22 protein-coding genes and 1 pseudogene are annotated in these 23935 nt (G+C 67.7%); 9 read left to right on the top strand and 14 right to left on the bottom strand.

Features of this window, described 5'->3' with window-relative positions; translation table 11 throughout:
* The first annotated feature begins 107 nt into the window (after positions 1-107).
* The 4 genes from CHINAEXTREME_RS21550 (at position 108) to CHINAEXTREME_RS16370 (ending at position 3724) form a co-directional block, all read left to right on the top strand.
* A complete protein-coding gene (locus CHINAEXTREME_RS21550; protein ID WP_156875547.1) occupies positions 108-281 on the top strand; it encodes a hypothetical protein in 174 nt (57 codons plus the stop codon).
* A gap of 206 nt (positions 282-487) precedes the next feature.
* Positions 488-2314 (top strand): alpha,alpha-trehalose-phosphate synthase (UDP-forming), encoded by a 1827-nt coding sequence (locus tag CHINAEXTREME_RS16380; RefSeq protein WP_007142899.1) that lies wholly within the window; start codon positions 488-490, stop codon positions 2312-2314.
* A gap of 1 nt (position 2315) precedes the next feature.
* Positions 2316-3206, top strand: coding sequence for a trehalose-phosphatase (otsB, locus tag CHINAEXTREME_RS16375; RefSeq protein ID WP_007142898.1), 891 nt, complete (start codon positions 2316-2318; stop codon positions 3204-3206).
* 167 nt (positions 3207-3373) lie between these two features.
* Positions 3374-3724 carry a winged helix-turn-helix domain-containing protein gene (locus CHINAEXTREME_RS16370; protein ID WP_007142897.1) on the top strand — a complete coding sequence of 117 codons (351 nt, stop codon included), beginning with the start codon at positions 3374-3376 and terminating at the stop codon, positions 3722-3724.
* A gap of 98 nt (positions 3725-3822) precedes the next feature.
* Here the strand turns inward: CHINAEXTREME_RS16370 and CHINAEXTREME_RS16365 are convergent, their stop codons facing one another.
* Both CHINAEXTREME_RS16365 and CHINAEXTREME_RS16360 read right to left on the bottom strand, forming a co-directional pair.
* Positions 3823-4629 carry a hypothetical protein gene (locus CHINAEXTREME_RS16365; RefSeq protein ID WP_007142896.1) on the bottom strand — a complete coding sequence of 269 codons (807 nt, stop codon included), beginning with the start codon at positions 4627-4629 and terminating at the stop codon, positions 3823-3825.
* Between the two features lie 60 nt (positions 4630-4689).
* A complete protein-coding gene (locus tag CHINAEXTREME_RS16360; RefSeq protein WP_007142895.1) occupies positions 4690-4995 on the bottom strand; it encodes a hypothetical protein in 306 nt (101 codons plus the stop codon).
* 263 nt (positions 4996-5258) lie between these two features.
* Here CHINAEXTREME_RS16360 and CHINAEXTREME_RS16355 point away from each other — a divergent pair, with 263 nt between their 5' ends.
* Positions 5259-5831, top strand: a complete 573-nt coding sequence (locus CHINAEXTREME_RS16355) for a DUF5804 family protein (RefSeq protein WP_007142894.1) — start codon at positions 5259-5261, stop codon at positions 5829-5831.
* A gap of 58 nt (positions 5832-5889) precedes the next feature.
* Here CHINAEXTREME_RS16355 and CHINAEXTREME_RS16350 read toward each other — a convergent pair whose 3' ends face one another.
* The 3 genes from CHINAEXTREME_RS16350 to CHINAEXTREME_RS16340 all read right to left on the bottom strand — a co-directional run bounded on the left by CHINAEXTREME_RS16350 (position 5890) and on the right by CHINAEXTREME_RS16340 (position 8854).
* Entirely contained in the window at positions 5890-6642 is a 753-nt protein-coding gene (locus CHINAEXTREME_RS16350; protein WP_238593304.1) for a hypothetical protein, read from the bottom strand.
* An 82-nt stretch (positions 6643-6724) separates the two neighbouring features.
* Complete coding sequence (locus tag CHINAEXTREME_RS16345; protein ID WP_007142892.1) at positions 6725-7699, bottom strand: PLP-dependent cysteine synthase family protein; 975 nt, start codon at positions 7697-7699, stop codon at positions 6725-6727.
* 93 nt (positions 7700-7792) lie between these two features.
* Positions 7793-8854, bottom strand: coding sequence for a Leu/Phe/Val dehydrogenase (locus tag CHINAEXTREME_RS16340; protein ID WP_007142891.1), 1062 nt, complete (start codon positions 8852-8854; stop codon positions 7793-7795).
* 161 nt (positions 8855-9015) lie between these two features.
* On the opposite strand from CHINAEXTREME_RS16340, the gene CHINAEXTREME_RS16335 reads away from it, so the two are divergent.
* Together CHINAEXTREME_RS16335 and CHINAEXTREME_RS16330 are read left to right on the top strand one after the other, a co-directional pair.
* Positions 9016-9345 carry a hypothetical protein gene (locus tag CHINAEXTREME_RS16335; protein ID WP_007142890.1) on the top strand — a complete coding sequence of 110 codons (330 nt, stop codon included), beginning with the start codon at positions 9016-9018 and terminating at the stop codon, positions 9343-9345.
* A gap of 245 nt (positions 9346-9590) precedes the next feature.
* Entirely contained in the window at positions 9591-9962 is a 372-nt protein-coding gene (locus CHINAEXTREME_RS16330; RefSeq protein ID WP_007142889.1) for a TlpA family protein disulfide reductase, read from the top strand.
* Between the two features lie 36 nt (positions 9963-9998).
* Here the strand turns inward: CHINAEXTREME_RS16330 and CHINAEXTREME_RS16325 are convergent, their stop codons facing one another.
* Together CHINAEXTREME_RS16325 and CHINAEXTREME_RS16320 are read right to left on the bottom strand one after the other, a co-directional pair.
* Positions 9999-12239 (bottom strand): thioredoxin domain-containing protein, encoded by a 2241-nt coding sequence (locus CHINAEXTREME_RS16325; protein WP_007142888.1) that lies wholly within the window; start codon positions 12237-12239, stop codon positions 9999-10001.
* Positions 12240-12299: 60 nt separating this feature from the next.
* Positions 12300-12797: a small multi-drug export protein gene (locus tag CHINAEXTREME_RS16320; protein WP_007142887.1), complete on the bottom strand. Its 498-nt coding sequence runs from the start codon at positions 12795-12797 to the stop codon at positions 12300-12302.
* Between the two features lie 149 nt (positions 12798-12946).
* Here CHINAEXTREME_RS16320 and CHINAEXTREME_RS16315 point away from each other — a divergent pair, with 149 nt between their 5' ends.
* Positions 12947-13363 carry a hypothetical protein gene (locus tag CHINAEXTREME_RS16315; RefSeq protein WP_007142886.1) on the top strand — a complete coding sequence of 139 codons (417 nt, stop codon included), beginning with the start codon at positions 12947-12949 and terminating at the stop codon, positions 13361-13363.
* Positions 13364-13472: 109 nt separating this feature from the next.
* On the opposite strand, the gene acnA is transcribed toward CHINAEXTREME_RS16315, so the two are convergent.
* From acnA to CHINAEXTREME_RS16285, 6 genes and pseudogenes are all read right to left on the bottom strand, one after another.
* The gene (gene acnA / locus CHINAEXTREME_RS16310; protein ID WP_007142885.1) at positions 13473-16238 is read right to left on the bottom strand and encodes an aconitate hydratase AcnA; all 2766 of its coding nucleotides are present in this window, start codon (positions 16236-16238) and stop codon (positions 13473-13475) included.
* Between the two features lie 111 nt (positions 16239-16349).
* A complete protein-coding gene (locus CHINAEXTREME_RS16305; protein ID WP_007142884.1) occupies positions 16350-17222 on the bottom strand; it encodes a fructosamine kinase family protein in 873 nt (290 codons plus the stop codon).
* Positions 17223-17236: 14 nt separating this feature from the next.
* Positions 17237-17800, bottom strand: coding sequence for a dihydrofolate reductase (locus CHINAEXTREME_RS16300; protein ID WP_007142883.1), 564 nt, complete (start codon positions 17798-17800; stop codon positions 17237-17239).
* 1 nt (position 17801) lies between these two features.
* Positions 17802-18819 (bottom strand): annotated as a pseudogene (gene thyA, locus CHINAEXTREME_RS16295) (thymidylate synthase).
* Between the two features lie 63 nt (positions 18820-18882).
* Positions 18883-20928: a prolyl oligopeptidase family serine peptidase gene (locus tag CHINAEXTREME_RS16290; protein WP_010546820.1), complete on the bottom strand. Its 2046-nt coding sequence runs from the start codon at positions 20926-20928 to the stop codon at positions 18883-18885.
* Positions 20929-21032: 104 nt separating this feature from the next.
* Positions 21033-22001, bottom strand: coding sequence for a C-terminal binding protein (locus CHINAEXTREME_RS16285; RefSeq protein WP_007142881.1), 969 nt, complete (start codon positions 21999-22001; stop codon positions 21033-21035).
* Positions 22002-22166: 165 nt separating this feature from the next.
* Here CHINAEXTREME_RS16285 and purD point away from each other — a divergent pair, with 165 nt between their 5' ends.
* A complete protein-coding gene (gene purD / locus CHINAEXTREME_RS16280; protein ID WP_007142880.1) occupies positions 22167-23516 on the top strand; it encodes a phosphoribosylamine--glycine ligase in 1350 nt (449 codons plus the stop codon).
* A 4-nt stretch (positions 23517-23520) separates the two neighbouring features.
* Here purD and CHINAEXTREME_RS16275 read toward each other — a convergent pair whose 3' ends face one another.
* Entirely contained in the window at positions 23521-23877 is a 357-nt protein-coding gene (locus CHINAEXTREME_RS16275; RefSeq protein ID WP_007142879.1) for a hypothetical protein, read from the bottom strand.
* Positions 23878-23935 lie beyond the last annotated feature (58 nt).

Below are 23935 nucleotides of genomic sequence, written 5' to 3'. Positions count from 1 at the left end.
TTTGACGGCGTAAACGCCACCGTACGGAAGCGAACGGTTCGAAACAGGACGAAACCGGCGCGGTACGGCTGGTATAACTATCGGCCGGGGTGGCATACACCGCCGACATGTCGCGATCGAACCGCTCGAATATGGACATCGGGTGCCCGAACTGCGATGCAACGGTCTCCGCGTCCGTCCCGCCCGGTCCCGGCATCGGCGGCGACGACTCGAACCGACTCCAGGGAAAAAACGCGCGCTGTCGGAGTTGCGGCCACGAACTCGAGGTCTACTATTACTGACCGACGGCACGAGCTATCTTCCTTTTTCGACGTGTCCCCGCCGTCCCCGTCGTCCCTGTGGGAGTCGCCGCCTCGAGACAGTCGGCGTTCGGAAACCGTACGGTTCGGCGACCGGTTCGTCCGGACGAACGAGGGGAAAAAGTATTGGATCCCCTGCGGTTGCAGGCCGCGAATCAACCAGTGGCGGCGCTGTGATATTGCAGCGAATGCGACCTACCGACGAGCGGTCGTCGTCGACGCACTGGGAGTCACCGTACAGACGGGCAGACGAGGGCGGTCGGCCGCGGGGAGGAGACACGGGTACCGATCCCAACCGCGAACGGACCGATGCGGACGGACGCGACGGCGGACCGGTCTGTCCCGGGTCGCTGATCGTCGTGTCCAACCGGCAGCCGTATCGCCACGAGTACGAGTCGGCCGACGGAGTGGACGCCGGGAACGGGGCCAACGCCGACCCCTCGATCACGGTCGACGAACCGACGGGCGGGCTGACCGCCGGTCTCGACCCCGTCGTCCAGCGAACGGACGGCACCTGGATCGCCTGGGGCGACGGCGACGCGGACTTCGACGTCGCGGACGAGGACGGCTGCGTCGCGGTGCCGCCGGGGGAGGAAGCCTACACCCTCCGCCGGATCGACCTCCCTGAGGAAGCCGTCGACTCGTACTACTACGGGTTCAGCAACCGCGTGCTCTGGCCGCTCTGTCACGGCTTCCCGGAACTGGTCGAGGACCGGGCGAACGACTTCGAGTGGTACCGCACCGTCAACGAGCAGTTCGCCGACGCGGTGGCCGAACACGCCGACGAAGACTCCATCGTCTGGTTTCAGGATTACCACTTCGCGCTCGCGCCGCGGATGGTCCGGAACGCAGTGGCCCCCGGAACCACCGTCGCGCAGTTCTGGCACGTCCCCTGGCCCGCGCCCTCGACGTTCCGATACTGTCCCGCGGGCGGCAACGTCCTCGAGGGGCTGCTCGGGAACGACCTCCTCGGGTTCCACGTCGACCGCTACGTCGACCGGTTCCTCGAGTCGGTCGAGCGGTTCCTGCCGGCGGCGAGGGTCGACCGGAAGGGCCGAACCGTCCACTACGAGGGGACGACGACGCGGGTCGTCGCGACCCCGATGGGCGTCGATGCCGCGGGCTACGACCGTGAAGCCCGGGAGGTCGGTTCCGGTGCGGGCGTCCTCGAGTCGCTGCGCTCGGAGTACGACGTCCCACACCCGGACGACGCCGTCATCGGCCTCGGGGTCGACCGCCTCGATTACACGAAGGGGATCCCCGAACGCCTCGCCGCGCTCGAGCGGTTCTTCGAGCGCTACCCGGACTGGCGCGGCGAGTTCACCTTCGTCCAGAAGGCGACCCTCTCGCGGACGGACATTCCCACCTACGAGCGCCACGGTGACCTGGTCCGCAGCGAGGTCGAGCGGATCAACAGCCGCTTCGGCACCGACGACTGGCAGCCGGTGATCTACACGGAGGACTACCTCGAGGAGGCGGAACTCTGTGCGCTCTACCGCCACGCGGATCTATTGGTCGTCAGTCCGCTGGTCGACGGGATGAACCTCGTCGCACAGGAGTACGTCGCCGCCAGCGTCGACGACACCGGCGACACGTTGCTGTTGAGCGACCGGGTCGGCGCACACGACCTGCTGGGGTCACACGCGATCACGATCGATCCGTCGGACATCGACGGGATGGCCGAACGGATCGCGGACGCACTCGAGATGCCGATCGACGAGCGACGGCGACGGATGCGGACGCTCCGTGATCGGGTGTTCGACGCGGACATCGAGCGCTGGATGAGCGCGCAGTTCGACTGGATGCGTCGGCTCCACGGCGATCCGAGTCGGTCCGGCGGAAGGCGACAGGAGCAGGGACGGGGACGGAAACGACCGTGCTCCGATTCGGGACTCGAGTCGGACTCGGAGTCCGGGATGGAGTTCGACGCTGACCCGGATTCGGACGCGGATTCCGACTCCGACTCTGACTCCGACTCCGACTCGAACCACCCCGAACGAACACCTCCCGCATAACATGACGGCCCGAAGCGAAGCGGTCTCCGCCGACTCGGTTCCGGTCTCCCTCGAGCGACGACTGCCTCGCGTCCGCGAGCGGATCGAGGGCGGCTCCCGGCTCCTGCTCTGTCTGGACTTCGACGGGACGCTCGCCCCCATCGTCGACGAACCCGACGAGGCGGCCCCGACCGAAGACAATCGGGCGGCGGTCGCCGCCCTCTCCGACCATCCCGCGATCGACACTGCGATCGTCAGCGGCCGCGCGCTGGCCGACGTCCGCGAGCGGATCGACGGCCCGTCGATCTACGCCGGCAACCACGGACTCGAACTCGCCCGCGAGGGGTCGGTCGCCGTCCATCCCGTCGCACGGAAGCGCGCCAGGCTGATCGAGGCCGTCTGCGAGACGTTAGAGACCGCCCTCGATCAGGTCCCGAACGCCCGCGTCGAGAACAAGGGGGTGACGGCGACGGTCCACGTTCGGTCCGTCCCGACCGCCGCCAGGCCCGTCGTCGCCGAGCGGACGCGCGCGGTCGTCGACCGGCTTGCAGGCGACGACCTCGAGATTTCGACCGGGAAACGCATCCTCGAGATCGAACCCGCGGTCCCCTGGGGAAAGGGGAACGCGGTGGCGCTGATCGCGGCGGACGCGCCGGCCGACGCCGTCCCGATCTACGTCGGCGACGACGTTACCGACGAGTCCGCGTTCCGGACCGTGTTGCCCGAGGGGATCGCCGTTCGCGTCGGCGGCTCGGTACCCTCCGCGGCCTCCTGTCGGGTCGATGATCCCGACGACGTGACGACGTTCCTCCAGTGGCTCGGGACGGCGGGGATCGATCTGCTCGATCCGCCCGACGCATCGTGGACCGACGAGCCCGCGTTCCCGGGCGACGACCGCCCCCACGTGTCCTAGCCCGACGGGAACGCGCTGCTCGAGGTTCCGCGAGTCGGTTCGTGACTACGTGAACTGTCGACACCGATCGCGATACTTGTTGTCAATAGCTACCCCGAACTGTCGGACCTGAGCCGAAAGTATTAGTTACCACTGGAAATATACCTACAGTACGAGAGTGAACGAGAGTGAAGCTGCGCCAACCTACTGACTTCCTGATCCTCGAGGCGCTCGAGGACAAGGGACGGAACGTCGCAACGAACCTTGCAGCCCACACGGGCAAGAGCCGAAAGAACATCAACACCCGACTGCCGGTCCTCGAGGACTACGGTCTCGTCGACAAGATCGGACCGGCCGAGCGGTCCGGTCTCTACGAGATCACCTCGAAGGGGAAGGCAGCGCTGGTGTACCGCGATCAGTACGGTGAGGTCGACGACTTCGAGGACCTCATCGAAGGCCCGAACGCCGGTACCGTCGACGACCCCGAGGCCCAGGCCGGGTTCGTTCGCGGCGAAGACGAAGAAGACGACGAAGAATAATCTCCGGACTTCGACTCGAGAAATTCCGCTTTTCGGTTGGTCCCCGATACTCGTTACCACTCCGTACGGGGAACGTCGGTCGTCCGCCCGCGGAGCCCTTACGGCCTCACGCCGCCGGCGTACGTCTCGAGTCGACGGCGAGCACAGCCGGAAAACGAGAGCGTGATCGCCCGGTCGCGGCCCGTCGTCGCCGGATACGGCGCTCCGCAGGCCGACCGATCGCCGTCGTACGACGACGAGAACGCGTACGTGCTCAGCATCGGCGTCGCGACGACCGTCCCACCGGACCGGAAGACGACGCCGTGATCGTGATCGAGGCCGAGCGCGTGGCCGACCTCGTGGAGCAACACCTGCATCGTCCGCGTCGACGTCGTCAGCGGCACGATCGGGTGGTCGACGGAGGTGTCCACGGCTTCAACGTCCTCCGCGTCTTCGGCGTTCGACGCGGTCGCCGGCAGTTCGTCAATCGGCTCGAGCGCGGCGAGGTGTCGCGCTCCGCCAACTGACGCGACGTGCGGGAGTCCATAGCCCGTCGGTGCGTCGACCATCCCGCCGTCCGTGACGAGCAGGTTCACGTCCGCGACCGGCTCGAGGTCGCTCGCGCCGACCAGCCCACCGGCCAGCGTCAGGGGCCACTCGCCGCGGGTCGTGACGCGAGCGCCGTCCTCGTGAGCGACCGCCACCGTCCCGCCGAAGGAAAGCTCGAGCGACCAGTACGGCAGGTCGAGGAACCGCTCGAGGTACTCCCGGATCCGTTCTCGGACGCCGTCGTAGCCGGCCGCCCGTTCGGAGCGCCAGACACGGACGGCGAGCGTGTCGACGGTCGACCGATCGTGGCGCGTGTACGCGAACGCGCCGATCGATGCCGCCGAGCCGACCGCGCCGAGAAACGTCCGCCGGTTCACGACGGCCCGTTTCGCGGCCCATGGCTCGAGTCCCGGGGTTCACATGGCCGCGTTTTATCGTCACGGCTGGACCGCAGGCCTCCGCGACGGGCACCTGCGCGTGTCGACCGCCAGCGTCGCCTCGCCGACGACCCTGACCTCGAGCCAGCGCGGGACGTTTGCCGGCTCGATCGGCGTCAACATGAGCAACACGCCCTCGTCGGTCTCGACCAGCCGCCGGTCGGGACCGGGGTCGCGCTGGCGCAGGCAGCGACGCCACTCCCCGATCCGGAGCCGTCGTCGCACCTGCCAGGCCGTGTAGTAACGCCCGTTCGATCCCTCGAGCAGTTCCAGTTCCTCGAGCGGGGCGTTCGGCGCTACGGCCACGTGAGACCACCCGCGGCGGCCGTGCCGTCGGCTCCGCTCCCGTCCTCGCCGTCGCTGTTTTCGACTCGCACGTCGCTCCGGTCCATCGTCGATATCGCTCTCGTCGGCGCGTTCGACGCCCGGTGGCCCCATCGACGCTCGGGTTTACATGCGAGAGCTTTAAGAAATCGTGAGAGTCTTCCACACTGGAAGACCGTCCGCGAACGACTGTCCGGACGACGAACCCGAAACCCACATTACGGCCACGCACCCACCACAGGACAGTGACTCGCGTCTGTCTCATCGGGAACGACGACGTCAACCTCCAGTACGAACTCCTCTCCCGGGAAACTTCCCGCGAGGCACTCGCGACGTACGACCTCCGGCGGCCGTTCGAGAACTCGCTCGCCGTCCGGACGGTCAGCGTCGGCGCGGCCGTCACCCTGCTGAACGACCTCCAGTGGTACCTCACGCGGTTCGTCGACACGGCCCTGGTCCAGGAGCCGAGCATCAGCGACGAGGAGTGGCTCTCGCGGTCGCTCGCGACCCAACTCCGGAACGGCGACGTCGAGCCCAGGGAGACCGACGAGTTCTGTAAAGTCTACGGGCTCGAGCGGGTCGACAGGGGGGAACCGAACGCAGCAGCGGAAAGAGACGGGGACGGGGCCGAAGACACCCAAGACCGCGCCGACGACAGCGACGCCGAGAACGGGGGCGACCGCGAGGCCGACGCGACGCTCCGATTGGTCGAACCGCTGTACGTGCGCCGGACGGACGGCGAACTCCCGGCCTACGACCTGCGGGAGGTCGAGGAGACGCTAGTCGTTCGGCTCACAGAATCGGAATATTCCCCCTGACGTCGGCCGTCACTCGTCGTTTTTCGGGCCTCGAGGACGACGACAACGCCGGGAACGGCTACTCGTCGGTGGCGGTCTCCGCCGTCGCCGTGTCGACGCCGATCCCCCGCTCGTGTTTTCGGCCCTCCTGGTCGACGATCGTCGCCGAGAGTTCCGTAACGGGCTCGTCCTCGAAGACCACCCGAACGAGGAGCGCGACCGCCGTAATCTGTTCCGCGCAGGCCTGTGTCTCGTCCTGGCCGTCGCTCACGCTGGCCTCGACGACCAGTCGCTCGTCGTCCCCGTCCCCGTCCCCGTCCCCGTCCCCGTTCTGCTCCTCGAGTTCGATTCCCTCGAGCACCAGCTCGTGACAGAGGTCCGAGCCTTCGGCCTCGAGAGCGACCAGAATAGCGTCCTCGAACCCGGTTTCCTCGACGAATTCGGACGCCCCGTCGTCCGATCCGCGTTCCTCGAGCCAGTCGTCGGCGTCGTCCGCGTCGAGCAACAGTGCTGCCTCCGGGCTCGCGGGGACGTCGGGGTGCTGGAAGGCGTAGGTCTCGGAAGAGAAGCCGTCGCCCTCGTCGGCGTCGTCCGTGTCGCTGGTGTCACTGGTGTCGTCGGTTTCGTCGCCCCCGTTCGCTCCACCGTCGGTTTCGCCGTCGGACTCGTTTCCGTCACCGGTCCCATCGTCGTCGGTTCCGTCGTCGCCAGTCGATCCCGAGACGTCGCCGAACTCGTCGTCGAGACAGCCGGCACCGAGCGCGAGTACGCTTGCAGTGCCGGCGAGAACGGTCCGCCTGGAACGCATCGGTCCGGAGGGTCGTCGTGCCATCGTATCCGAGCGTTTCAGGGGAACAGTAAAGACCGTTCCCCAAGGTAAAAAACGCGTTTTGTCAGCCGATCCGGAAGGACGGTCAGTCGAACAGCCCTGTCGAGAGGTACCGCTCGCCGCTGTCCCAGAAGACGGTCACCACCAGCGGGCAGTCCTCGGCCCCCCGCCCCCCGTCCGTCTCGGGCGAGGCGACTTCGTCGAACGCGCCGACGACATCCGGGCAGTCGGTCCCCGGTTCGGCGATCTCCGCGGCCACCTGGCGGGCGATCAGGCTCGTCGCGCCGCTCGACTGCCCGACGAGAATTCCCTCCTCGCGGGCGAGGCGGCGACACTCCGCCTCGGCGTCCTCGAGGCGAACTGTCTCGACGCGGTCGATCAGGTCCCGGTCGAGGTTCTCGCTGACGAAACCCGGGCCCATTCCCTGGAAGTCGTCGTTTCCGGCCTTCCCCGTCGAGAGGACGGCGTTACGGGCGGGTTCGAGGGCGACGATTTCCATCTCGGGGAACTCCTCCCGGAGTCGTCGGCCCGTGCCCGAGATCGTTCCGCCGGTGCCGACGCCGGCGACGAAAGCGTCGATTTCCCGGTCGCCGACCTGTTCTACGATCTCCTCGCCGGTCGTCCGGTAGTGGGCCTCCGGGTTCGCGGGGTTGTCGAACTGGCCGAGCTGGATCGCGCCCTCCTCGACGAGGTCGTCGGCCCTGTCTCGGGCATCCTCCATGGTACCGTCGACGAGCTCGAGGTCGGCCCCGTAGGCCGCCATCACCTGCCGGCGCTCCTCGGACTTGTCCGACGGCATGACGATGGTCAGGTCGTAGTCGCGGGCGGCGGCGACCAGTGCGAGCCCGATCCCCGTGTTCCCGCTCGTGGGCTCGACGAGCCAGTCGCCGGGCTCGATCCGGCCCTCGCGCTCTGCGGCCCGGATCATTTCCCGTGCGGGACGGTCCTTCGCCGAACCGCCAGGGTTGAAGGATTCGATCTTCGCGGCAACCGTCGCCCCCTCCGGCGAGTCGACCTGGACCAGCGGCGATCCGATCGTGTCCAGGATACTTGCCTTCATTACACCCGCATAAGGGGTGGATACGTAAACGCGTGCCGGACGTCGGCAGTTCGTGCCGGTGTCGGGCGTCCGGATCGATCCCCAGCTATCGATCTACTCCGCCGGAACGGCGGTTTCGTCGGTCGACTCGGCGTTTTCGATGCGCTCCTCCGCGTACTCCTCCGCGGCGGCGAGCACGGTCGTGTCCTGGTGCTCGGCCCGGTCGATCATCTCACTGAGGCGGTCGCCGATCGCGGCCGCCTCGTCGAAGGCCTCCTCGCGGGTCCCGCCGAGGTACTCCTTCGCGACCGTGATCAGGCCGCCCGCGTTGATCACGTAGTCCGGCGCGTAGACGATCCCCTCCTCGCGAAGCGCCTCGGCGTGTCGGCGCTCGGCCAGGACGTTGTTCGCCGCACCGGCGACGATGTCACACTCGAGTTGCGGGATCGTGTCGTCGTTGACGACGCCGCCGACAGCACACGGTGCGAAGACGTCACAGGACTCCTCGTAGACGTGTTCCGGTGTGACGGTGTCGACGTCGTGTTCGTCTGCGAACGCCGCGACGTGATCCTGGTCGATGTCCGAGACGGTGACGTCGGCCCCATTGTCCGCGAGTTCTTCGGCGAGCGCCTGGCCGACCTTCCCGAGTCCCTGGACGACGACCTCGAGGCCCTCGACCGACTCCGTCCCGTACACGTGGTCGGCACAGGCCTGGATGCCGCTGAAGACGCCGTGTGCCGTGATCGGCGACGGGTTCCCCAGGCCGTCGCTAGTTCCGACGGCGTAGTCGGTCTCGCGGCGCACGATCTCCATGTCCTCGACGCCCGTATTGACGTCGACCGACGTGATGTACCGGCCGCCCAGGTGGTCGACCGCGCGACCGTAGGCCTCGAGCAGGTCGTCCGTCTTGAGTTCCTCGGCGTCGCCCACGATGACGGCCTTCCCGCCGCCCAGCGGGAGGTCGGCGGCCGCTGCCTTGTAGGTCATCGCCTCGGAGAGCCGCAGCACGTCCTCGAGGGCGTCGTCTTCCGTGTCGTAGTCGTAGAAGCGCGTGCCGCCGAGGCTGGGCCCGAGCGCCGTGTCGTGGATCGCAACGATCGCCTTGAGCCCCGTTTCGGGATCAGTGAAGTACGATACCTGTTCGTGGCCGCGGTCGTCGATCGAGTCAAATACCATACTATAACTCTTTGGTTTGGCGTAAAAATTCTACCGACTCCGAGACGGGTTCGACGTCCCGCGGGTGGGCGCCGGATTCGCTGGACGGGCCGTCGGTGGTGAGCTGAAACCGGCCGGCGGTTCGTCGGAGACTTTTTGTCGGGTCGCTATGACGTCGTGGTATGGACGGTATCGTTTTCTTTCGGACGGAGCGCCACGACGAGGTAGTCGAGTTCTACCGCGAACTGGGTGCGACGGTCTGGCGGGAACAGCCCGACTGCACCATCCTGCAGGCTGGTTCGTTCCGGTTCGGGTTCTGCGACCGCGAGTCCGCGGACACGGAAGGCATCGTCACGTTCGTCTTCGACGACCGGACCGGCGTCGACGACGCCTACGACGACCTGGCGGATACAGCGGACGAGGAGCCACGGTACAACGAGACCTACGACATCTACCAGTTCTTCGCGTCCGATCCCGAGGGCCGGACGGTGGAGTTCCAGACGTTCGAGTAACGTCGTGACTCGCACGGCTCGATGCCTCGAGGAGTACACCGCAAGAAAACGCTGAGTGGCACCCCAGGTACCACGTGCCTCTGACACCGAGGCGGTTGAGAATAGTTTACGAAATCGCATTAATCTTTGCACGTCGGACAGCGTTTCACCTACCGATCCGAACACAGTCCGGAACACGTTCGGCTCCTCGCGAGAACCCTGTCGGAAACACCGTCGTTAAGCCGGCGGGGCCGCAAACCGTGAGTATGAGTCTCGAGACGCTTACCCCCAACCCGACGTGGGACGCCGCCTCCTACGAGGACGCGGTCGATACGCTTGCAGCGCACAACGACGACCTCGTCTACAAGGTCTGGGGCGGCGACTGGTGCAAGGACTGCCGAAAGCTACTGCCCGACCTCGGCGCGGCCCTCGAGGCGGCGGCGGTCCCCGACGACCGGATCGAGGAGTACGCCGTCGACCAGGACAAACAGGGCCCCGGCGTCGACGAGTACGGGGTCGAGTACATCCCGACGGTCGTCGTGGAGACGGACGACGGCGAGGAGGTAACGCGGTTCGTCGAGGAGGAGGACCTGCCGCCAGCGCTCTGGCTGGCCGAGCGGATCGACGAGGAACTGTAGCGCCGCCGACTCCTGCTTTTCCCGCCGTCCCCGCTTTCAGAACGGGCTCTCGAGGTCGTCGTCCTTCCGGTTCTCGTCGTCACTGCCGCCGGTCTCGACGGCGACCGCCGCGTTCCCGGCAAGCCACTCGAGCGCGTCGTCAACGTCGTGGGTCGGCGGCGAACACGTCCGGCCGCGGCAGACGTACAGCGTCGGCTCGTCGTCCCGTGCTTCGCGACCGGCCCAGATCGGCGGCGCGTCCTCGAGTCCGAGTCGGTCGAGCCACGCCTCGAGTCCGTCTTCGGTCGGCGGCCGTCGCGCGATCAAGCGGTCGGGGTAATGGCCCGTCGCGAACGCCTCGCGCCACTCGTCGGGCACCTCCTCGGCCGCGACCGTCACCTCGAGTGCGCCCGACTCGAGTCGGTCGGCGCCGAGACACAGCGTCGCGTGCTGGAGCGGACTCCCCTCGAGTCGGTCCACGTGGGTCCCGAGGACCGTCTCGGCGAGTTCCGCGTAGTCGGCGTCGGGGACGAAGCTCTCGAGCGCGAGCAGCGTCTCGACGGCGACGCCGGCCGCCGAGGGCGTCGACTGGTCGCCCAGCTCCTGGGGCCGCGTGACGAGGTCTTCGCCGCTCTCGGGGGTGAAATACAGCGTCCCGGCTTCCTCGTCCCAGAACTCGCCTTCGATCTCGCGGGCGAGGTCGAGCGCGAAGGCGAGGTGGTCGACGTCGCCGGTCGCCTGGTAGCAGGCGAGCGCGCCGCGGGCGAGGAAGGCGTAGTCCTCGAGGTAGCCGTCGATGGCGACGTCATCGTCCTTGTACCGCCGCGAGAGGCGCCGTTCGTCGGCGTCCCAGAGTCGTTCGCGAACGAACTCGAGCGCGTCGACGGCCATCGTCGCGTACTCGTCCTCGCCGAGGGTCATCGCGGCCTCGGCACAGGTCGCGATCATGAGGCCGTTCCAGCCCGCCAGCACCTTCTCGTCGCGGTTCGGGCGGGGCCGTTCCTCGCGGGCCGCGAACAGCCGTTCGCGGGCGTCCGCGAGTCGCTCTCGCACCTCGCTCTCCTCGAGGTCGAACGACTCGGCGAGGTCGGCGACGGACCGTACGCGGTTGGGCTGGTTCTCGCCCTCGAAGTTGCCCGACGCCGTGATATCGTACCGCTCGCAGAACAGTTCGGCGTCGGTCTCGTCCTCGAGCACGTCGCGGACCTCGTCGGGGGTCCAGACGTAGAACGCCCCCTCCTCGCGTTCGCCGGTCTCGGGGTCCTCGCTCTGGGCGTCCAGCGTGGCGAAGAACCCGCCCTCGTCGTGGGTGAGTTCGCGGTCGACGAACGCGAGGGTCTCCTCGACGACCTCGGCGTACCGGTCGTCACCCGTCAGTCGATACCCCGTCAGGAACGCCCGCGGGATCTCCGCGTTGTCGTACAGCATCTTCTCGAAGTGCGGAACGGTCCAGTCGCGGTCGACGCAGTACCGGTGGAAGCCGCCGCCGACGTGGTCGTAGAGCCCGCCCGCGGCCATCGCGTCCAGCGTCTCCTCGAGCACCTCGCGGTACGTCTCCCCGCCCGTGCGGTCGGACGCGCGGGCCAGCACCCGGAGCCGCGAGGGCTGGGGGAACTTCGGCCCGTCGGAGCCGAAGCCGCCGTACCCCCGATCCGCGCTCCGGACCGCCGCGTCGGCGGTCGTCTCGAGCAGGTCGCTCGAGGGCGGCGTGGGCTCGGTCGATTCGGCGACGGCCGCGTCCCCGGGTCCGCCCGTCCCCGGCGTCTCCTCGAGTTCGTCCCGCGCCGCGTCGGTCCACTTTTGGGCCCGGTTCTCGATCTCCTCTCGGTCCGTCTCCCAGGAGTCGATCACGTTCTCGAGGATGTCGACGAACCCGGGCTGGCCGCGTTTCGACTCCTTCGGGAAGTAGGTCCCGACGTAGAACGGCTTCCCCTCGGGCGTGAGCCACGCCGAGAGCGGCCAGCCGCCCCGCCCGCTGACGAGCTGGCAGACCGTCATGTAGATCGAGTCGACGTCGGGCCGCTCCTCGCGGTCGACCTTGATCGGGACGAAGTGGTCGTTCAGCAGGTCGGCGACGTCCTCGTCGGCGAAGCTCTCCTCCTCCATGACGTGACACCAGTGACACGCCGAGTAGCCGATCGAGAGGAAGATGGGGACGTCGTGTTCGCGGGCCGTCTCGAGGGCCTGTTCGTCCCAGGGCTGCCAGTTGACGGGGTTGTCCGCGTGCTGGCGCAGGTACGGGCTCTCCTCCTCGTCGAGGCGGTTTCGGTCGGTCGGGGACGCGCTCGGTTCGCTCATGGGGGCGTCTACGGCTGGCGCTTGTAAAAGCCCGACGTACGTCCCTCCGCTCGAGCGGGCCTACGCGAGCCCCAGTACCGAGAATCCGTACACCGAGACCGCGACCAGCACGATCGTCCACGCGAAGATGCCGGCCGTCATCCAGGCCGCAACCAGCCGGCTCCGGCTACCCGAAAGCAGCGCGACCAGGGCCGCAACGTGGACGCCGGCCAGCACCGGCCCGCCGACCGCCAGCCCCGGCAGGCCGTACCGGTCCCAGAGCCGCCGTGCTCGCGCGTACCGGTCGCTCGGCTCCGATCGGTCGCCGCGGCGACGCCGTAGCCAGGCTGCGACCCGCCGGTAGAACACGATGAGTGCGTACACCGAGAGCACGTTGCCGGCGAACGCGACGACACCCGTGACGACGGGGTCCAGCCCCAGTCCGATCGCGATGGGGACGACGACGAGGATCTCGATCACCGGGATCGCGGCGAAGACGAACACCAGCAGGTACCGGACGAGGCCGGTCGCCTCCTCGAGGCTCGAACCGACGTCGACGAGTAGCGGGGTGAGTGACATAGTAAACGGCGTGGAGGGCTGGAGCCGGCGAACCGTGAGGGAAACCACTGCGCCGGCCCGCGTACGGTGTGTCGTAGGGCGTACCGACGACAAATACGTGGCGCTCCCGGCCACCGAAGAGTTATTTTTCCGAACGGTAAACGGCGAGCATGGTCACGCTCCGGCGGCACCTGACGACCGAGCGGCCGCGGCTGGCCCTCGCGGTGGTCGCCGCCGTCGGAGCGACGACCACGACGGTGCTCGTCCCGCTCGGACTCCTCGGCATCGGTACATCGGGGCGTCCGGGGATAGTCGGCTTTCGAGTCGCGTTCGGGCTGATTCCGGCGGTAGCCGGCGCGATCTGCGGACTGTATCGGCTCGGCCTCCCCGCAGCCGTCGCGTGCGGTCTCGCTCCCGGCGGGACGTTCTACCTCGTCGTGGTCGTCGGGGCCGCCCTCGAGGTCGGCACCGTCGGCGGCGGGGACGCACCACTCGGTCCGCTTTCGGTCGTGCTGACCGCGCCGAGTTTCGTCCTGGCGCTGGTCGGCTTCGTGGCCGGTCTAGCGGTCGCCGCCGTTCGCGGGTGACCGGCTGATCGCACTCCCGTCACGGGTCGATGGACCGCTCCTCGAGAGCGTCGACCGGCGTTCTAACGACGAAAACGGGCGGCGGGAATCCCGGCCAGTCCGGGCGACCTCAGTTCAGTTCCTCCTGCAGCAACTCACGGAGCACCATGTGAAGCACGCCGCCGTGTTCAACGTACTCGACCGCTGCCGGCGTGTCGACCTGCGCCGTGACCGTGAACTCGGTGACATCGCCGTCCTCGGATTCGGCCGTCACCTCGAGTTCCTGATTCGGCTCGAGGCCGTCCTCGAGTCCTTCGATGGTGAAGTACTCGCTTCCGTCGAGGCCGAGTTCTGCCCAGCCGTCGCCGTCCTCGAACTGCAGCGGGAGGACGCCCATACCGATGAGGTTGTCCCGGTAGATCCGTTCGTAGCTCTTCGCGATGGTCGCGCGGATTCCGAGCAGGTCCGTCCCTTTCGCGGCCCAGTCGCGGCTCGAGCCGGTACCGAACTCGTCGCCGGCGGTGACGACCAGCGGAGTCCCCTCCTCGCGGTAGCGTTCGCTGGCCTCGAAGACCGTGGTGTCCTCGCCGGTGGGGTGGTGGACGGTGTAGCCGCCCTCCTTCCCGTCGAGCATCTCGTTCTCGATCCGGACGTTGGCGAAGGTTCCGCGCATCATGACCTCGTGGTTCCCGCGACGCGAGCCGTAGGTGTTGAACTCGTGGGGGGAGACGCCGCGCTCTTTCAGCCACTGGCCCGCGGGCAGGTCCTCGCCGAACTGGCCGGCGGGGCTGATGTGGTCGGTCGTCACCGTATCGCCGAGCGTCAGCAGACAGCGCGCGTCCTCGACGTTATCGACGCCGGGTTTCTCGAGCGGGAACTCCTGGAAGAACGGCGGCTCGCGGATGTACGTCGACTCGTCGTCCCACTCGTAGACGTCGCCCGTCGGCGCGTCCAGCGCCTCCCAGCGCTCGTCGCCCTCGTAGACCTGCGAGTACTTCTCCTCGAACAGGTCGGGCGAAACGCTCCCGTGGATCGCCTCGTGGATCTCCTCGGCGTCGGGCCAGACGTCCTCGAGGTACACGTCTTCGCCCTCGGCGTTCGTGCCGATCGGCTCCTCCTCGAGGTCGACGTCCATCCGGCCGGCGAGCCCGTAGGCGACGACCAGCGGGGGGCTCGCGAGGTAGTTGGCAGCGATCTTGGGGTGGATACGGGCCTCGAAGTTGCGATTGCCCGAAAGGACGCTGGTCGTCCAGAGGTCGTGGTCGTCGATGGCCGCCTCGATCGGGTCCGGCAGCGGCCCGGAGTTGCCGATACAGGTCGTACAGCCGTAGCCGACGACGTGGTAGCCGAGTTCCTCGAGGTAGGGCAGCAGGTCAGCCTCCTTCAGGTACTCCGTGACGACCCGGCTGCCCGGCGCGAGCGAGGTCTTGACGTACTCGGGCACCTCGAGGCCGGCCTCGACGGCGTTTTTCGCGAGGAGTCCAGCCGCGAGCATCACCGACGGGTTCGACGTATTGGTACAGGACGTGATCGCGCTCACGAGGACGTCGCCGTGACCGATTTCGACCTCCCGACCGTCCTCGAGTTCGACGGCGACTTTCTCGTCGAGCCCGAGACCGGGGCCGGCGTCGCTCGAGTCGACCGTGGCCCCGCCGCCGTCGCCGACAGCGGGTTCGCCGCCGGAACCGATCACGCCCTGCTCCTCGAGCAGGCTCGGGAAGTGCTCGTCCAAGTCGCCCATCGGAATGCGCGAGTGGGGCTTCTTGTGGCCCGCGAGGCTGGGTTCGACGTCGCCGAGGTCGAACTCGACGACCTCCGTGTATTCGGGTTCCTGCTCCCCGAACAGGCCCTGGGCCTCGAGGTACTCGCGGACGAGGTCGACGTGGTCGGGGTCCCGCCCCGTCAACTCGAGATACTCGAGGGTCTTCTCGTCGACGGGGAACATGCTGATCGTCGACCCCTGTTCGGGGGCCATGTTCGAGATGGTCGCCCGGTCCGCGACCGATAGCTGGGAGACGCCGGGGCCGAAGAACTCGACGAACTTGTCGACGACGCCGACCTCGCGCAGCCGTTCGGTGATGTGGAGGACGAGGTCCGTCGCGGTCGCGCCCTCCGGCAGTTCGCCCTCGAGACGGACGCCGACGACCTCCGGTAGCGACATGGTGATCGGCTGTCCGAGCAGCGCGGCTTCGGCCTCGATCCCGCCGACGCCCCAGCCGACGACGCCGATGCCGCCGATCATGGGAGTGTGGCTGTCCGTGCCGACGAGCGTGTCCGGGAGGAGCCACTGCTCGCCGTCCTCCTCGCGCGCGTGAACGACCTCCCCCAGGTGCTCGAGGTTCACCTGGTGGACGATGCCCGTCCCCGGCGGGACGACCTCGAAGTCCTCGAAGGCCTCCTGGGCCCACTTGATCGCGCGATAGCGCTCCTCGTTGCGCTCGTACTCGAGTTCGACGTTGCGCTCGTAGGCCTCGTCGCTGCCGAAGTAGTCGACCTGGACGCTGTGGTCGATCACGAGGTCGCAGGGCACCTCGGGTTCGACGGCCGTCGGGTCGACGCCCTTCCGATCCGCGGCCGAACGCAGCGCCGCGAGGTCGACGACCGCGGGGACGCCGGTCAGGTCCTGCAGGACGACGCGGGAGGGCTGGAAGGGGACCTCGGCGTCGGGCACGTCCGGTTCCCAGGACGCCGCCGCGCGCACGTGGTCGGCGTCGATGGTCTCGCCGTCCGTATGTGCCTTGCGCAGCACCGACTCGAGCAGGATCCGGATGCTCACCGGCAGTTTCTCGAGGTCACAGAGCCCCTGCTCCTCGAGCACGGTGAGGTCTGCCATCTTGTACGTCTCGCCGTCGCGTTCGAATTCCCGGATCGCCTCCGAGAAGTCATCAGTTGACATATCCCGAACTTGTGAGTCTGTGTATTTGAATCCCCCGAGAACCGCCCGTAGAGGTAATTGAAACCCGTCATTTGTCGGCCAAAGCTCGTCTTTATAGCTGCCGGTCGGAGATCAGTACCCCAGTCCATCCAGCGTCGACTCGAGGCGCTCGACGTACCGTCCGCCGAACAGCAGGACGTGAACGAGCAGCGGATAGAGCCGGTAGACGTACCGTCGCCGGTCGAAGAAGCCGGGTTCTATCGATCGGTGTTCCCGGTACCGTTCGAAGAACGGGTCGCCGAACGTGTCGGTCCAGTCGACGTACGCGAGTTCGACCTCCGGGTGGGCGTAGTACGTCGCGGGGTCGAGAAACGCCGTCACCCGCCCCTCGACCGAGAGCACGTTCGTCCTCCAGACGTCGCCGTGGATCAGCGCGGGGTCGTCCGGTTCCGCGAGCAGGGTCTCGAGGTCGGCGGCGACCGCGTCAATGCGTTCGGCGAGCCGCGAGGGGAGCTCCCCGTCCTCGAGCGCGAGTCGTTCGACGTGCTCGAGGCGGTGCTCGCGGTAGAACTCGATCCACGAGTCGGTCCACGGGTTCGGCTGCCGGACCGGCCCCGTGAGCGTGTCGCGTTCGAGGCCGAACGCGTCCGCAGTGTGTTCGTGTAGCCCCGCGAGGCGGTCCGCCGCGTCCCGGGCGACCGTGGCGTCGTGGTCGGTCGACCCCTCGACGTACTCGAGCACCAGCAGGTCGTCGTCGGCGTGGTACACGTCGGGAACGGGGAGCGTGCTCTCACGGGCGAGCGTTCGGAGCATGAACGCCTCGACCGACAGCGGCGTCCGGCCGACCTTCGCGACGACGCGGGTGCCGTCCGCGAGGTCGACCCGGTAGGCCGAGCCGATCTGCCCGCCCTCGAGTTCCCGCGCCTCGGTCGGGGCGGAGTCGTCCTCGAGGTCGAGCGCGCGGGCGACGGCGGCGACGACCGCCTCCCTGCCAGGATCGGACATCGAATCCACCCTCGTCAGTCCCGCCGGACGTACTCGACGAACGCGAAGCCGTCACGCTCGTCGCGGTCGGCTTCGATCCAGTCTTCGGGATCGATCGCGGGGAAGTAGGCGTCGCCCTCGGGGTCGTCGTGGATCTCCGTGACGACCAGCCGATCCAGCACGGGCAGGAACCCCTCGTACACCGTTGCACCCCCGGCCACGAAGATCCGATCCGCCCCGTCGTGGCGCTCCCGGGCCGCGCGGTCGGCCCGTTCGACGGCCTCTGTGAGCCCGTTCGCGACGACGGCGTTCTCGGGCGTCTCGAGGTCCTGGCTCGTCAGGACGACGGTCGTTCGTCCCGGGAGCGGGTCGCCCAGCGTCTCGAGGATCCCCTCGTAGGTAACCCGACCCATGATCACGGGGTGGTCCATCGTGGTCTCCTTGAAGTGGGCGAGGTCCGCCGGGAGGTGCCATGGCATCTCGCCGTCGGCCCCGATAACGCCGTTGTCGGCGACGGCGACGATGCCGACGAGTTCGCGGTCGGTGGCCTCGGCGGCCTCGAGTGCGGAAATCGTCTCCGAATTCGGCTCCCCGGCCATGCTACTCGGCGACCCCGAATTCGATCCCGTCGTGGGACTCGTAGTCGCGCAACTCGACGTCGTCGGCCGTCAATTCGTCGATGGAGACGTCCGCGACTTCGAGCGTCGGTCGCTCCAGTGGCTCCCGCGAGAGCTGCTCGAGCAGCCCGGGGACGTGATCCAGTCGCTCGTCGCCCTCGGCCTCCGGCGGGCGCTTCGGCCTCGAGCCACTCCCTGATCTCGAGGTACCCCTCGCGGTCGTCGACGGCCGCGAGCCGGGACTGCAGGGCCTCGAGGTTGTCGGCGTACCACTCGCCGCGGTCGCCGCGGCCGCAGTAGACGTGGGCGTCGACGACGGTGTGAGCGAACGTGCCGGGCTCGAAGCCGGTCTGCTGTGCGACGACCTTCGTCAGGAGCGCGTACGCGGCGATGTTGAACGGCACGCCGAGCGCGATGTCGCCCGAGCGCTGGGTCAGGTGGCAGTTCAGGCGGTCGCCCTGGACGTTGAAGACGAACGTGTAGTGACAGGGCGGCAGCGTGGAGACGGCCGCGTTCGCGGGGTGCCAGGCGTTGACGACCAGTCGCCGGGAGTTGGGCGAATCGGAGAGCGTGTCGATCACGTATCCCAGTTGGTCGAACGTGCGCCGACCGTCCGCTTCCTCGGTGACCCACTGCTGGCCGTCGTCGGGCCAGGACTCGCCCGGCAGTCGTGCGTCGTCCTCCGGGACCGGAAACCGTCGCCAGAAGCGGCCGTAGGCGGTGTCGAGGTGCCCCTCTTCGTCCGCCCAGGCGTCCCAGATTTTCGTCTCCTCGCGGAGGTTCCGAATGTGTTCCTCGCCGGAGAGGTACCAGCAGACCTCGTGGATCATCGAGTTCCACCGGTAGCCGTCCATCTTCTTGGTCGTCAGTAGGGGGTACCCTTCCCCGAGATCGACCTCGTAGTGCTCGCTGAACGACGAAATCGTATCGACGCCGGTCCGGTTCGGCTTGTAGGTCCCCGTAGAGAGCGCGGCGTCGACGAGATCGAGGTACTGTTGCATCGTCGCTCCTTTTCGTGCGGCCGTTCTTTAGCTTTCAGTTCCGTCCCGCCCGCGCCCGTCGCGTTACGGTGCCACGTACTCGACCTCGAGTTGGTCGAAGACGAACGACCAGTTGTCGAGTTGCTCGTCGACGACCATCCAGGTCGGCTTGCCGGTGCCGTGGCCGGTGTCGCGGTTGGTCTTGCAGAGGAACGGGCCGCCGTCGGCGACCGCCTGCATGCGGGCGGCGGTCTTCCAGGCGTGAACCGGGTGGACCCGGGTGTCGCCCTCGGCCGTTTTGAAGAAGACGGGCGGGTACTCGGTTCCGCTCTCGACGTTGTGGTACGGCGAGTACTCCTTGATACACTCGTAGGCCTCGGGATCGTCGGGCGAACCGTACTCGCTCGTCCAGGACGCCCCGAGCAGGAACGTATGGAACCGGAGCATGTCGAGTAGGGGAACGTGACAGGAGACGGCACCGACCAGGTCGGGCCGCTGGGTCAGCACCGCGCCGACGGTCAGACCACCGTTCGATCCGCCCTGGATCGCCAGCCGCTCGCTCGAGGTGTACCCCTCGTCGAGCAGGTACTCCGCGGCGGCGATCATGTCGTCGAAGGTCTGCTGTTTGTCCTCGTGGCGGGCGGCCTCGTGCCACTCCTTGCCGAACTCGCCGCCGCCCCGCAGGTTCGCCTGCGCGTAGACGCCGCCGGAACGGAGGAACTCGCGGCCGAACGTCTGGAATCCGGGCGTCAGGCTGTTCTCGAACCCGCCGTAGCCGTACAGCAGGGCAGGGTTGTCACCGTCCCGCTCGAGGTCGGCGCGGTGGACCACGAACATCGGGACCTCGGTGCCGTCGGCCGACTCGTAGCGGACCTGCTCGACGGTCAGGTCGAACCCCAGGCCGACGTCCGGCCGATCGAGTTCCTCGGTCTCGTCGGCCCCGAGGCCGTAGCGGAACACTGCGGGCGGATGGTCGAACGACTGGTAGCCGAAGAACGCCTCGGGGGCGTCGCGGTTCCCGGCCAGTCCAGTGACGGTGCCAGTGCCGGAGCCCGGTAACGCGACCGATCGCACGTGCTCGCCCTCGAGATCGAAGACCTCGAGTTCGGAGACGGCCGCACGCTCGTACTGGACGAGCAGCCGATCGTCGGCGATCGTCGCGCCCTTCACGATGCCCTCGCGCTCGGGGATGACTTCGGGCAAGTCGGCGGGATCGACCTCGCCGACCTCGCCCGACAGATCGAGTTCGAGGAACCGGTAGTAGGGGGCGTCCAGATCGGTCCGGACGTACGCGGTGTCGCCGTGGAGCAGCGGCGTGTAGAAGTGGTCGGCCTCCGTGATCACCGGCGTCAGTTCGACGTCACCGACAGGAGCGTAGTACAGGTCGCTTCGCTCCCAGCCGGTCACGAACGCGACCAGCAGGTGCTCGCCCTCCCGGTCGGTCGAGAGGATTGGCCAGGTCGCCGGGTCGTCGACCTCGGCCACCAGCGCGTCCTTCTCCGGATCGTCGCCGTGTTCGTGGTAGCGGATCTCCTTCTCGAGTTGGGCCTCGCCCTCCAGCCCGGTCCGACCGTAGTAGAAGCCGTCGGGCGTCCACGCGAACATCCCCGCGTTCGCCCGGCCGAGGTCGGGCAACTCCTCGAGGACGTCGCCCGAGGAGACCTCGATGACGGTCACGTCGTACAGTTCGTCGCCGCCCTCGTCGACGCCGTAGGCGAGACGCTGGCCGTCGGGCGAGACGGCCCACCAGCCCATCGACTTCGTGCCGTCCTCGCTGAACTCGTTGGGGTCGACCAGTACCTCGCGGTCGGCCTCGAGCGACTCCCGGAAGTAGAGGACGGGCTGATCGTCGTCCGGTCGCTCGACCTCCTGGAAGTAGCCCGTCGGCGCGGGCGCGATCGAACCGTAATCGGTCGTCCGCGCGAGATCCTCGAACCGGGGTCGCAACTCCTCGCGGACGTCGACCGACTCGAGGTAGGCGTCGGCGTACTCGTTCTGTTTCTCGACGAACTCGTCGACGGCCTCGTCGTCACCGTCCTCGAGCCAGAGGTACGGGTCCTCGACGAGGTCGCCGTGGCGTTCGTAGCTCGTGTTCTCGCGTTTTGTCTGGGGAGGGCTACCCGGCTGCATACCGCACCGGTTCGAACGGAAGGTCATTGAAACGACCGGTCGCGGAAGTCACGGCCGAGGAATCGCTGGGAGCGCCGGAGCCGGCGTCGACACCCGGACCGCGCTCACGACCAGGGGTCCGGATCGATGGCGTGGTCGGGTTGCTGCCCGTCGAGGGCCTGCTCGAGTTGGCGGGCGATCGTCCGGTTCAGATCGTCGTAGGCCTCGAGGGACTGCCAGCCGCTGTGTGGCGTGATGACGACGTTCTCGAGGTCTCGAAGCGGCGTCTCGCCGGGTGGTTCTTCCGCGAGGACGTCCAGCCCCGCGGCCGCGATCTCGCGGTTCTCCAGGGCCGTCGCGAGGTCGCCCTCGTCGATGATCCCGCCGCGACCGACGTTCACGAGGACGGCGTGCTCGGGCATCCGCTCGAACGCGTCCGCGTCGAAGAGTCCCCGGGTCTCCTCGGTCAACGGGGCGTGGATCGAGACCGCGTCGGACTCCGCGAGCAGTTCCGGAAACTCGACGAGACGGCCGCCGTACTCCTCGACGACCTCCTCGTCGACGTACGGATCGTAGACGAGCACCTCGAGGTCGAACCCCTCGACGTACTCGGCCAGTCGCCGAGCGATCCCGCCAAAGGAAACGAGACCGAGCGTCGAGCCGGGGACGCGCCGCATCGGCCGATCGGTCTCCCAGCTCCACTCACCGTCGCGGATTTCGCGGTCGGCGGCCGGGATCCGCCGTCGGCACGCGAGCAGGAGGCCGAACGCGTGCGTCGCGACCTCGGCGGTGCAGTAGTCCGGCGCGTTCGTCACGTGGACGCCGTGGTCGGCCGCCGCACCGACGTCAACGTTGTCGAATCCGGTCCCGGCGCGAGCGATCAACCGGAGCCCGTCGGCACGCTCGAGGGCGTCGGCGGTCACCGGCGAATGAACGTCGACGACGAGTGCGTCGGCGTCGACTACGGCCTCGGCGACGGCTGCTTCGGTGTGTGTATCCCGAACCTCCACCTCGATCCCGTTCGCCTCGAGCGCCGATCGCTGGAACTCGACGTCGACGAACGGCGTCTCGCTGATGATGACGCGCTCACTCATATATTAACTACCTTCGTAGTTCTCTCTTCGGATCAACTCCTCTTAACTGTACCCTCGGTTCCCGGTCGCCTGAAATGCCGTCGCTACCTGTTTTATACACGAACGTGCTTACTACGTGGTCGGAAAAGAACAACCTTTACAGGTTCGTGTGTCCCGCTAGCCACCATGTCCGAGACCGTGCTCCTGATCGGTGGCGGTGGCCGCGAACACGCCATCGCCCGTGCACTCGAGGAAAGCGACGCCGACCTCTACGCCTGTGCGGGGAATCGAAACCCCGGTATCGCCCGCATCGCTGAGGGCTTCGAGACGCTCGAGACGACCAACCCAGAGGCGGTCGTCGAGTATGCCGCTGACGTCGACGCAGGGATCGCCGTCATCGGACCGGAATCGCCACTCGAGGCCGGCGTCGCGGACGCACTCGAGGAGGCCGGGGTCTACGCGTTCGGCCCGAAGGAAGCCGACGCCCGAATCGAGACGGACAAGGCCTTCCAGCGGCGGTTCATGCGGGAGAACGACGTACCGGGCTGTCCGGACTTCGAGACGTTCGACGACATGGAGGCCGCCTGCGACTACATCGACGAGTACGACGGCGACCTCGCGATCAAGCCCGCCGGTCTCACGGGTGGCAAGGGCGTGAAGGTCATCGGCGATCAGGTCACCGCCGAGGAGGGCAAGGCATACATCCGCGAGTCCGACTACGACCGGATCGTCCTCGAGGAACGGCTGATCGGCGAGGAGTTTACGATCCAGGCGTTCGTCGCCAACGACACGCTCGAGACCGCGCCCGCGGTCCAGGACCACAAGCGCGCCTACGAGGGCGACGAGGGCCCCAACACCGGCGGCATGGGCAGCTACTCCGACGCGACGACTCACCTGCCGTTCATGACCGAAAACGACTACGAGGAGGCCGTCTCGATCATGGAAGCGACCGTCGACGCGCTCGAGGACTACCGCGGAATCCTCTACGGTCAGTTCATGCTGACCGCGGCGGGGCCAAAGGTGGTCGAGTTCAACGCACGCTTCGGCGACCCCGAGGCGATGAACACCCTCCCGGTGCTCGAGACGGACTTCCTCGACGTACTCACCGCTGCCCGGGACGGCGATCCGGTGCCCGAACTCGAGTTCGCCGGGCGGGCGACGGTCTGCAAGTACGCCGTTCCCGCGGGGTACCCAACCGATCCCGAAGCCGGCGCGAAGGTACAGGTCGACGAGGAGAGCGTGGCGCGAGCGGTCCGCGCAACGCAAGACTCGAGCGGCGACGAGCCGCGAGAGAGCGCCGGCGACGCCCTGCTGTACTACGCCAGCGTCGACGAACGCGAGGACGGCATCTACACGACCACCTCGCGCGCGTTCGCCGTCGTCGGCGTCGCCGACTCGATCACCGACGCCGAAACGATCGCCGAGGACGCCCTCGAGGTCGCCGGCGACGAGGGACTACACGTCCGTCACGACATCGGAAAACCCGACCTCGTTCAGCGGCGGATCGACCACGTGAACGACCTTCGCGGAGAATAACCAGCTACGGCGACGTGTCGCCCTCGTCGTCCGTGAACCCGCTGGTCTCCTCCGAAACCGACGACTGGACGTCCTCGAGGTCGATCCCCTCTCGCAACTGGTCCACGTCGATCGCGTTCTCGAGAGTCTCGACGTTCGCCACCGATCCGAGGCCGCCCTCGTCGACCGCGTTCTCGATCGATTCGGCGTCGATCGCTTCGGTGAGCGTGTCTTCGTCCTCGTTCGTCGCCGATCGCAGCGCCCGCCGTACGGCGACGAAGCCGGCGAGGGCGACGCCGCCCGAGACGACTGCGCCGGGTACGCCGTACCGTTTGTAGCCGAACTGTACCGCTTTCTTGCCGACCGTGTAGGCCCCGATCATCGTATCGGTACTCGAGTTAGCCGAGGAGCGAAAAGAGAAGTCGGCCTTCGTACGCCGA

Origin of the sequence: Halobiforma lacisalsi AJ5 (assembly GCF_000226975.2) — an archaeon.
Classification (GTDB): domain Archaea; phylum Halobacteriota; class Halobacteria; order Halobacteriales; family Natrialbaceae; genus Natronobacterium; species Natronobacterium lacisalsi.
The sequence above is the reverse complement of the archived record's forward strand: the minus strand, read 5'-3'. Positions and strand labels throughout refer to the sequence as shown.

What these genes read in the sequence shown, in the direction of transcription:
- acnA (WP_007142885.1), bottom strand. Translation starts at nt 16,238, where the DNA reads ATGTCAACTGATGACTTCTCGGAGGCGATCCGGGAATTCGAACGCGAC.
- CHINAEXTREME_RS16350 (WP_238593304.1), bottom strand. Translation starts at nt 6,642, where the DNA reads ATGGCACGACGACCCTCCGGACCGATGCGTTCCAGGCGGACCGTTCTC.
- otsB (WP_007142898.1), top strand. Translation starts at nt 2,316, where the DNA reads ATGACGGCCCGAAGCGAAGCGGTCTCCGCCGACTCGGTTCCGGTCTCC.
- CHINAEXTREME_RS16380 (WP_007142899.1), top strand. Translation starts at nt 488, where the DNA reads ATGCGACCTACCGACGAGCGGTCGTCGTCGACGCACTGGGAGTCACCG.
- CHINAEXTREME_RS16330 (WP_007142889.1), top strand. Translation starts at nt 9,591, where the DNA reads ATGAGTCTCGAGACGCTTACCCCCAACCCGACGTGGGACGCCGCCTCC.
- CHINAEXTREME_RS16320 (WP_007142887.1), bottom strand. Translation starts at nt 12,797, where the DNA reads ATGTCACTCACCCCGCTACTCGTCGACGTCGGTTCGAGCCTCGAGGAG.
- CHINAEXTREME_RS16285 (WP_007142881.1), bottom strand. Translation starts at nt 22,001, where the DNA reads ATGAGTGAGCGCGTCATCATCAGCGAGACGCCGTTCGTCGACGTCGAG.
- CHINAEXTREME_RS16345 (WP_007142892.1), bottom strand. Translation starts at nt 7,699, where the DNA reads ATGAAGGCAAGTATCCTGGACACGATCGGATCGCCGCTGGTCCAGGTC.
- CHINAEXTREME_RS16290 (WP_010546820.1), bottom strand. Translation starts at nt 20,928, where the DNA reads ATGCAGCCGGGTAGCCCTCCCCAGACAAAACGCGAGAACACGAGCTAC.
- purD (WP_007142880.1), top strand. Translation starts at nt 22,167, where the DNA reads ATGTCCGAGACCGTGCTCCTGATCGGTGGCGGTGGCCGCGAACACGCC.
- CHINAEXTREME_RS16340 (WP_007142891.1), bottom strand. Translation starts at nt 8,854, where the DNA reads ATGGTATTTGACTCGATCGACGACCGCGGCCACGAACAGGTATCGTAC.
- CHINAEXTREME_RS16315 (WP_007142886.1), top strand. Translation starts at nt 12,947, where the DNA reads ATGGTCACGCTCCGGCGGCACCTGACGACCGAGCGGCCGCGGCTGGCC.
- CHINAEXTREME_RS16335 (WP_007142890.1), top strand. Translation starts at nt 9,016, where the DNA reads ATGGACGGTATCGTTTTCTTTCGGACGGAGCGCCACGACGAGGTAGTC.
- CHINAEXTREME_RS21550 (WP_156875547.1), top strand. Translation starts at nt 108, where the DNA reads ATGTCGCGATCGAACCGCTCGAATATGGACATCGGGTGCCCGAACTGC.
- CHINAEXTREME_RS16305 (WP_007142884.1), bottom strand. Translation starts at nt 17,222, where the DNA reads ATGTCCGATCCTGGCAGGGAGGCGGTCGTCGCCGCCGTCGCCCGCGCG.
- CHINAEXTREME_RS16325 (WP_007142888.1), bottom strand. Translation starts at nt 12,239, where the DNA reads ATGAGCGAACCGAGCGCGTCCCCGACCGACCGAAACCGCCTCGACGAG.
- CHINAEXTREME_RS16275 (WP_007142879.1), bottom strand. Translation starts at nt 23,877, where the DNA reads ATGATCGGGGCCTACACGGTCGGCAAGAAAGCGGTACAGTTCGGCTAC.
- CHINAEXTREME_RS16300 (WP_007142883.1), bottom strand. Translation starts at nt 17,800, where the DNA reads ATGGCCGGGGAGCCGAATTCGGAGACGATTTCCGCACTCGAGGCCGCC.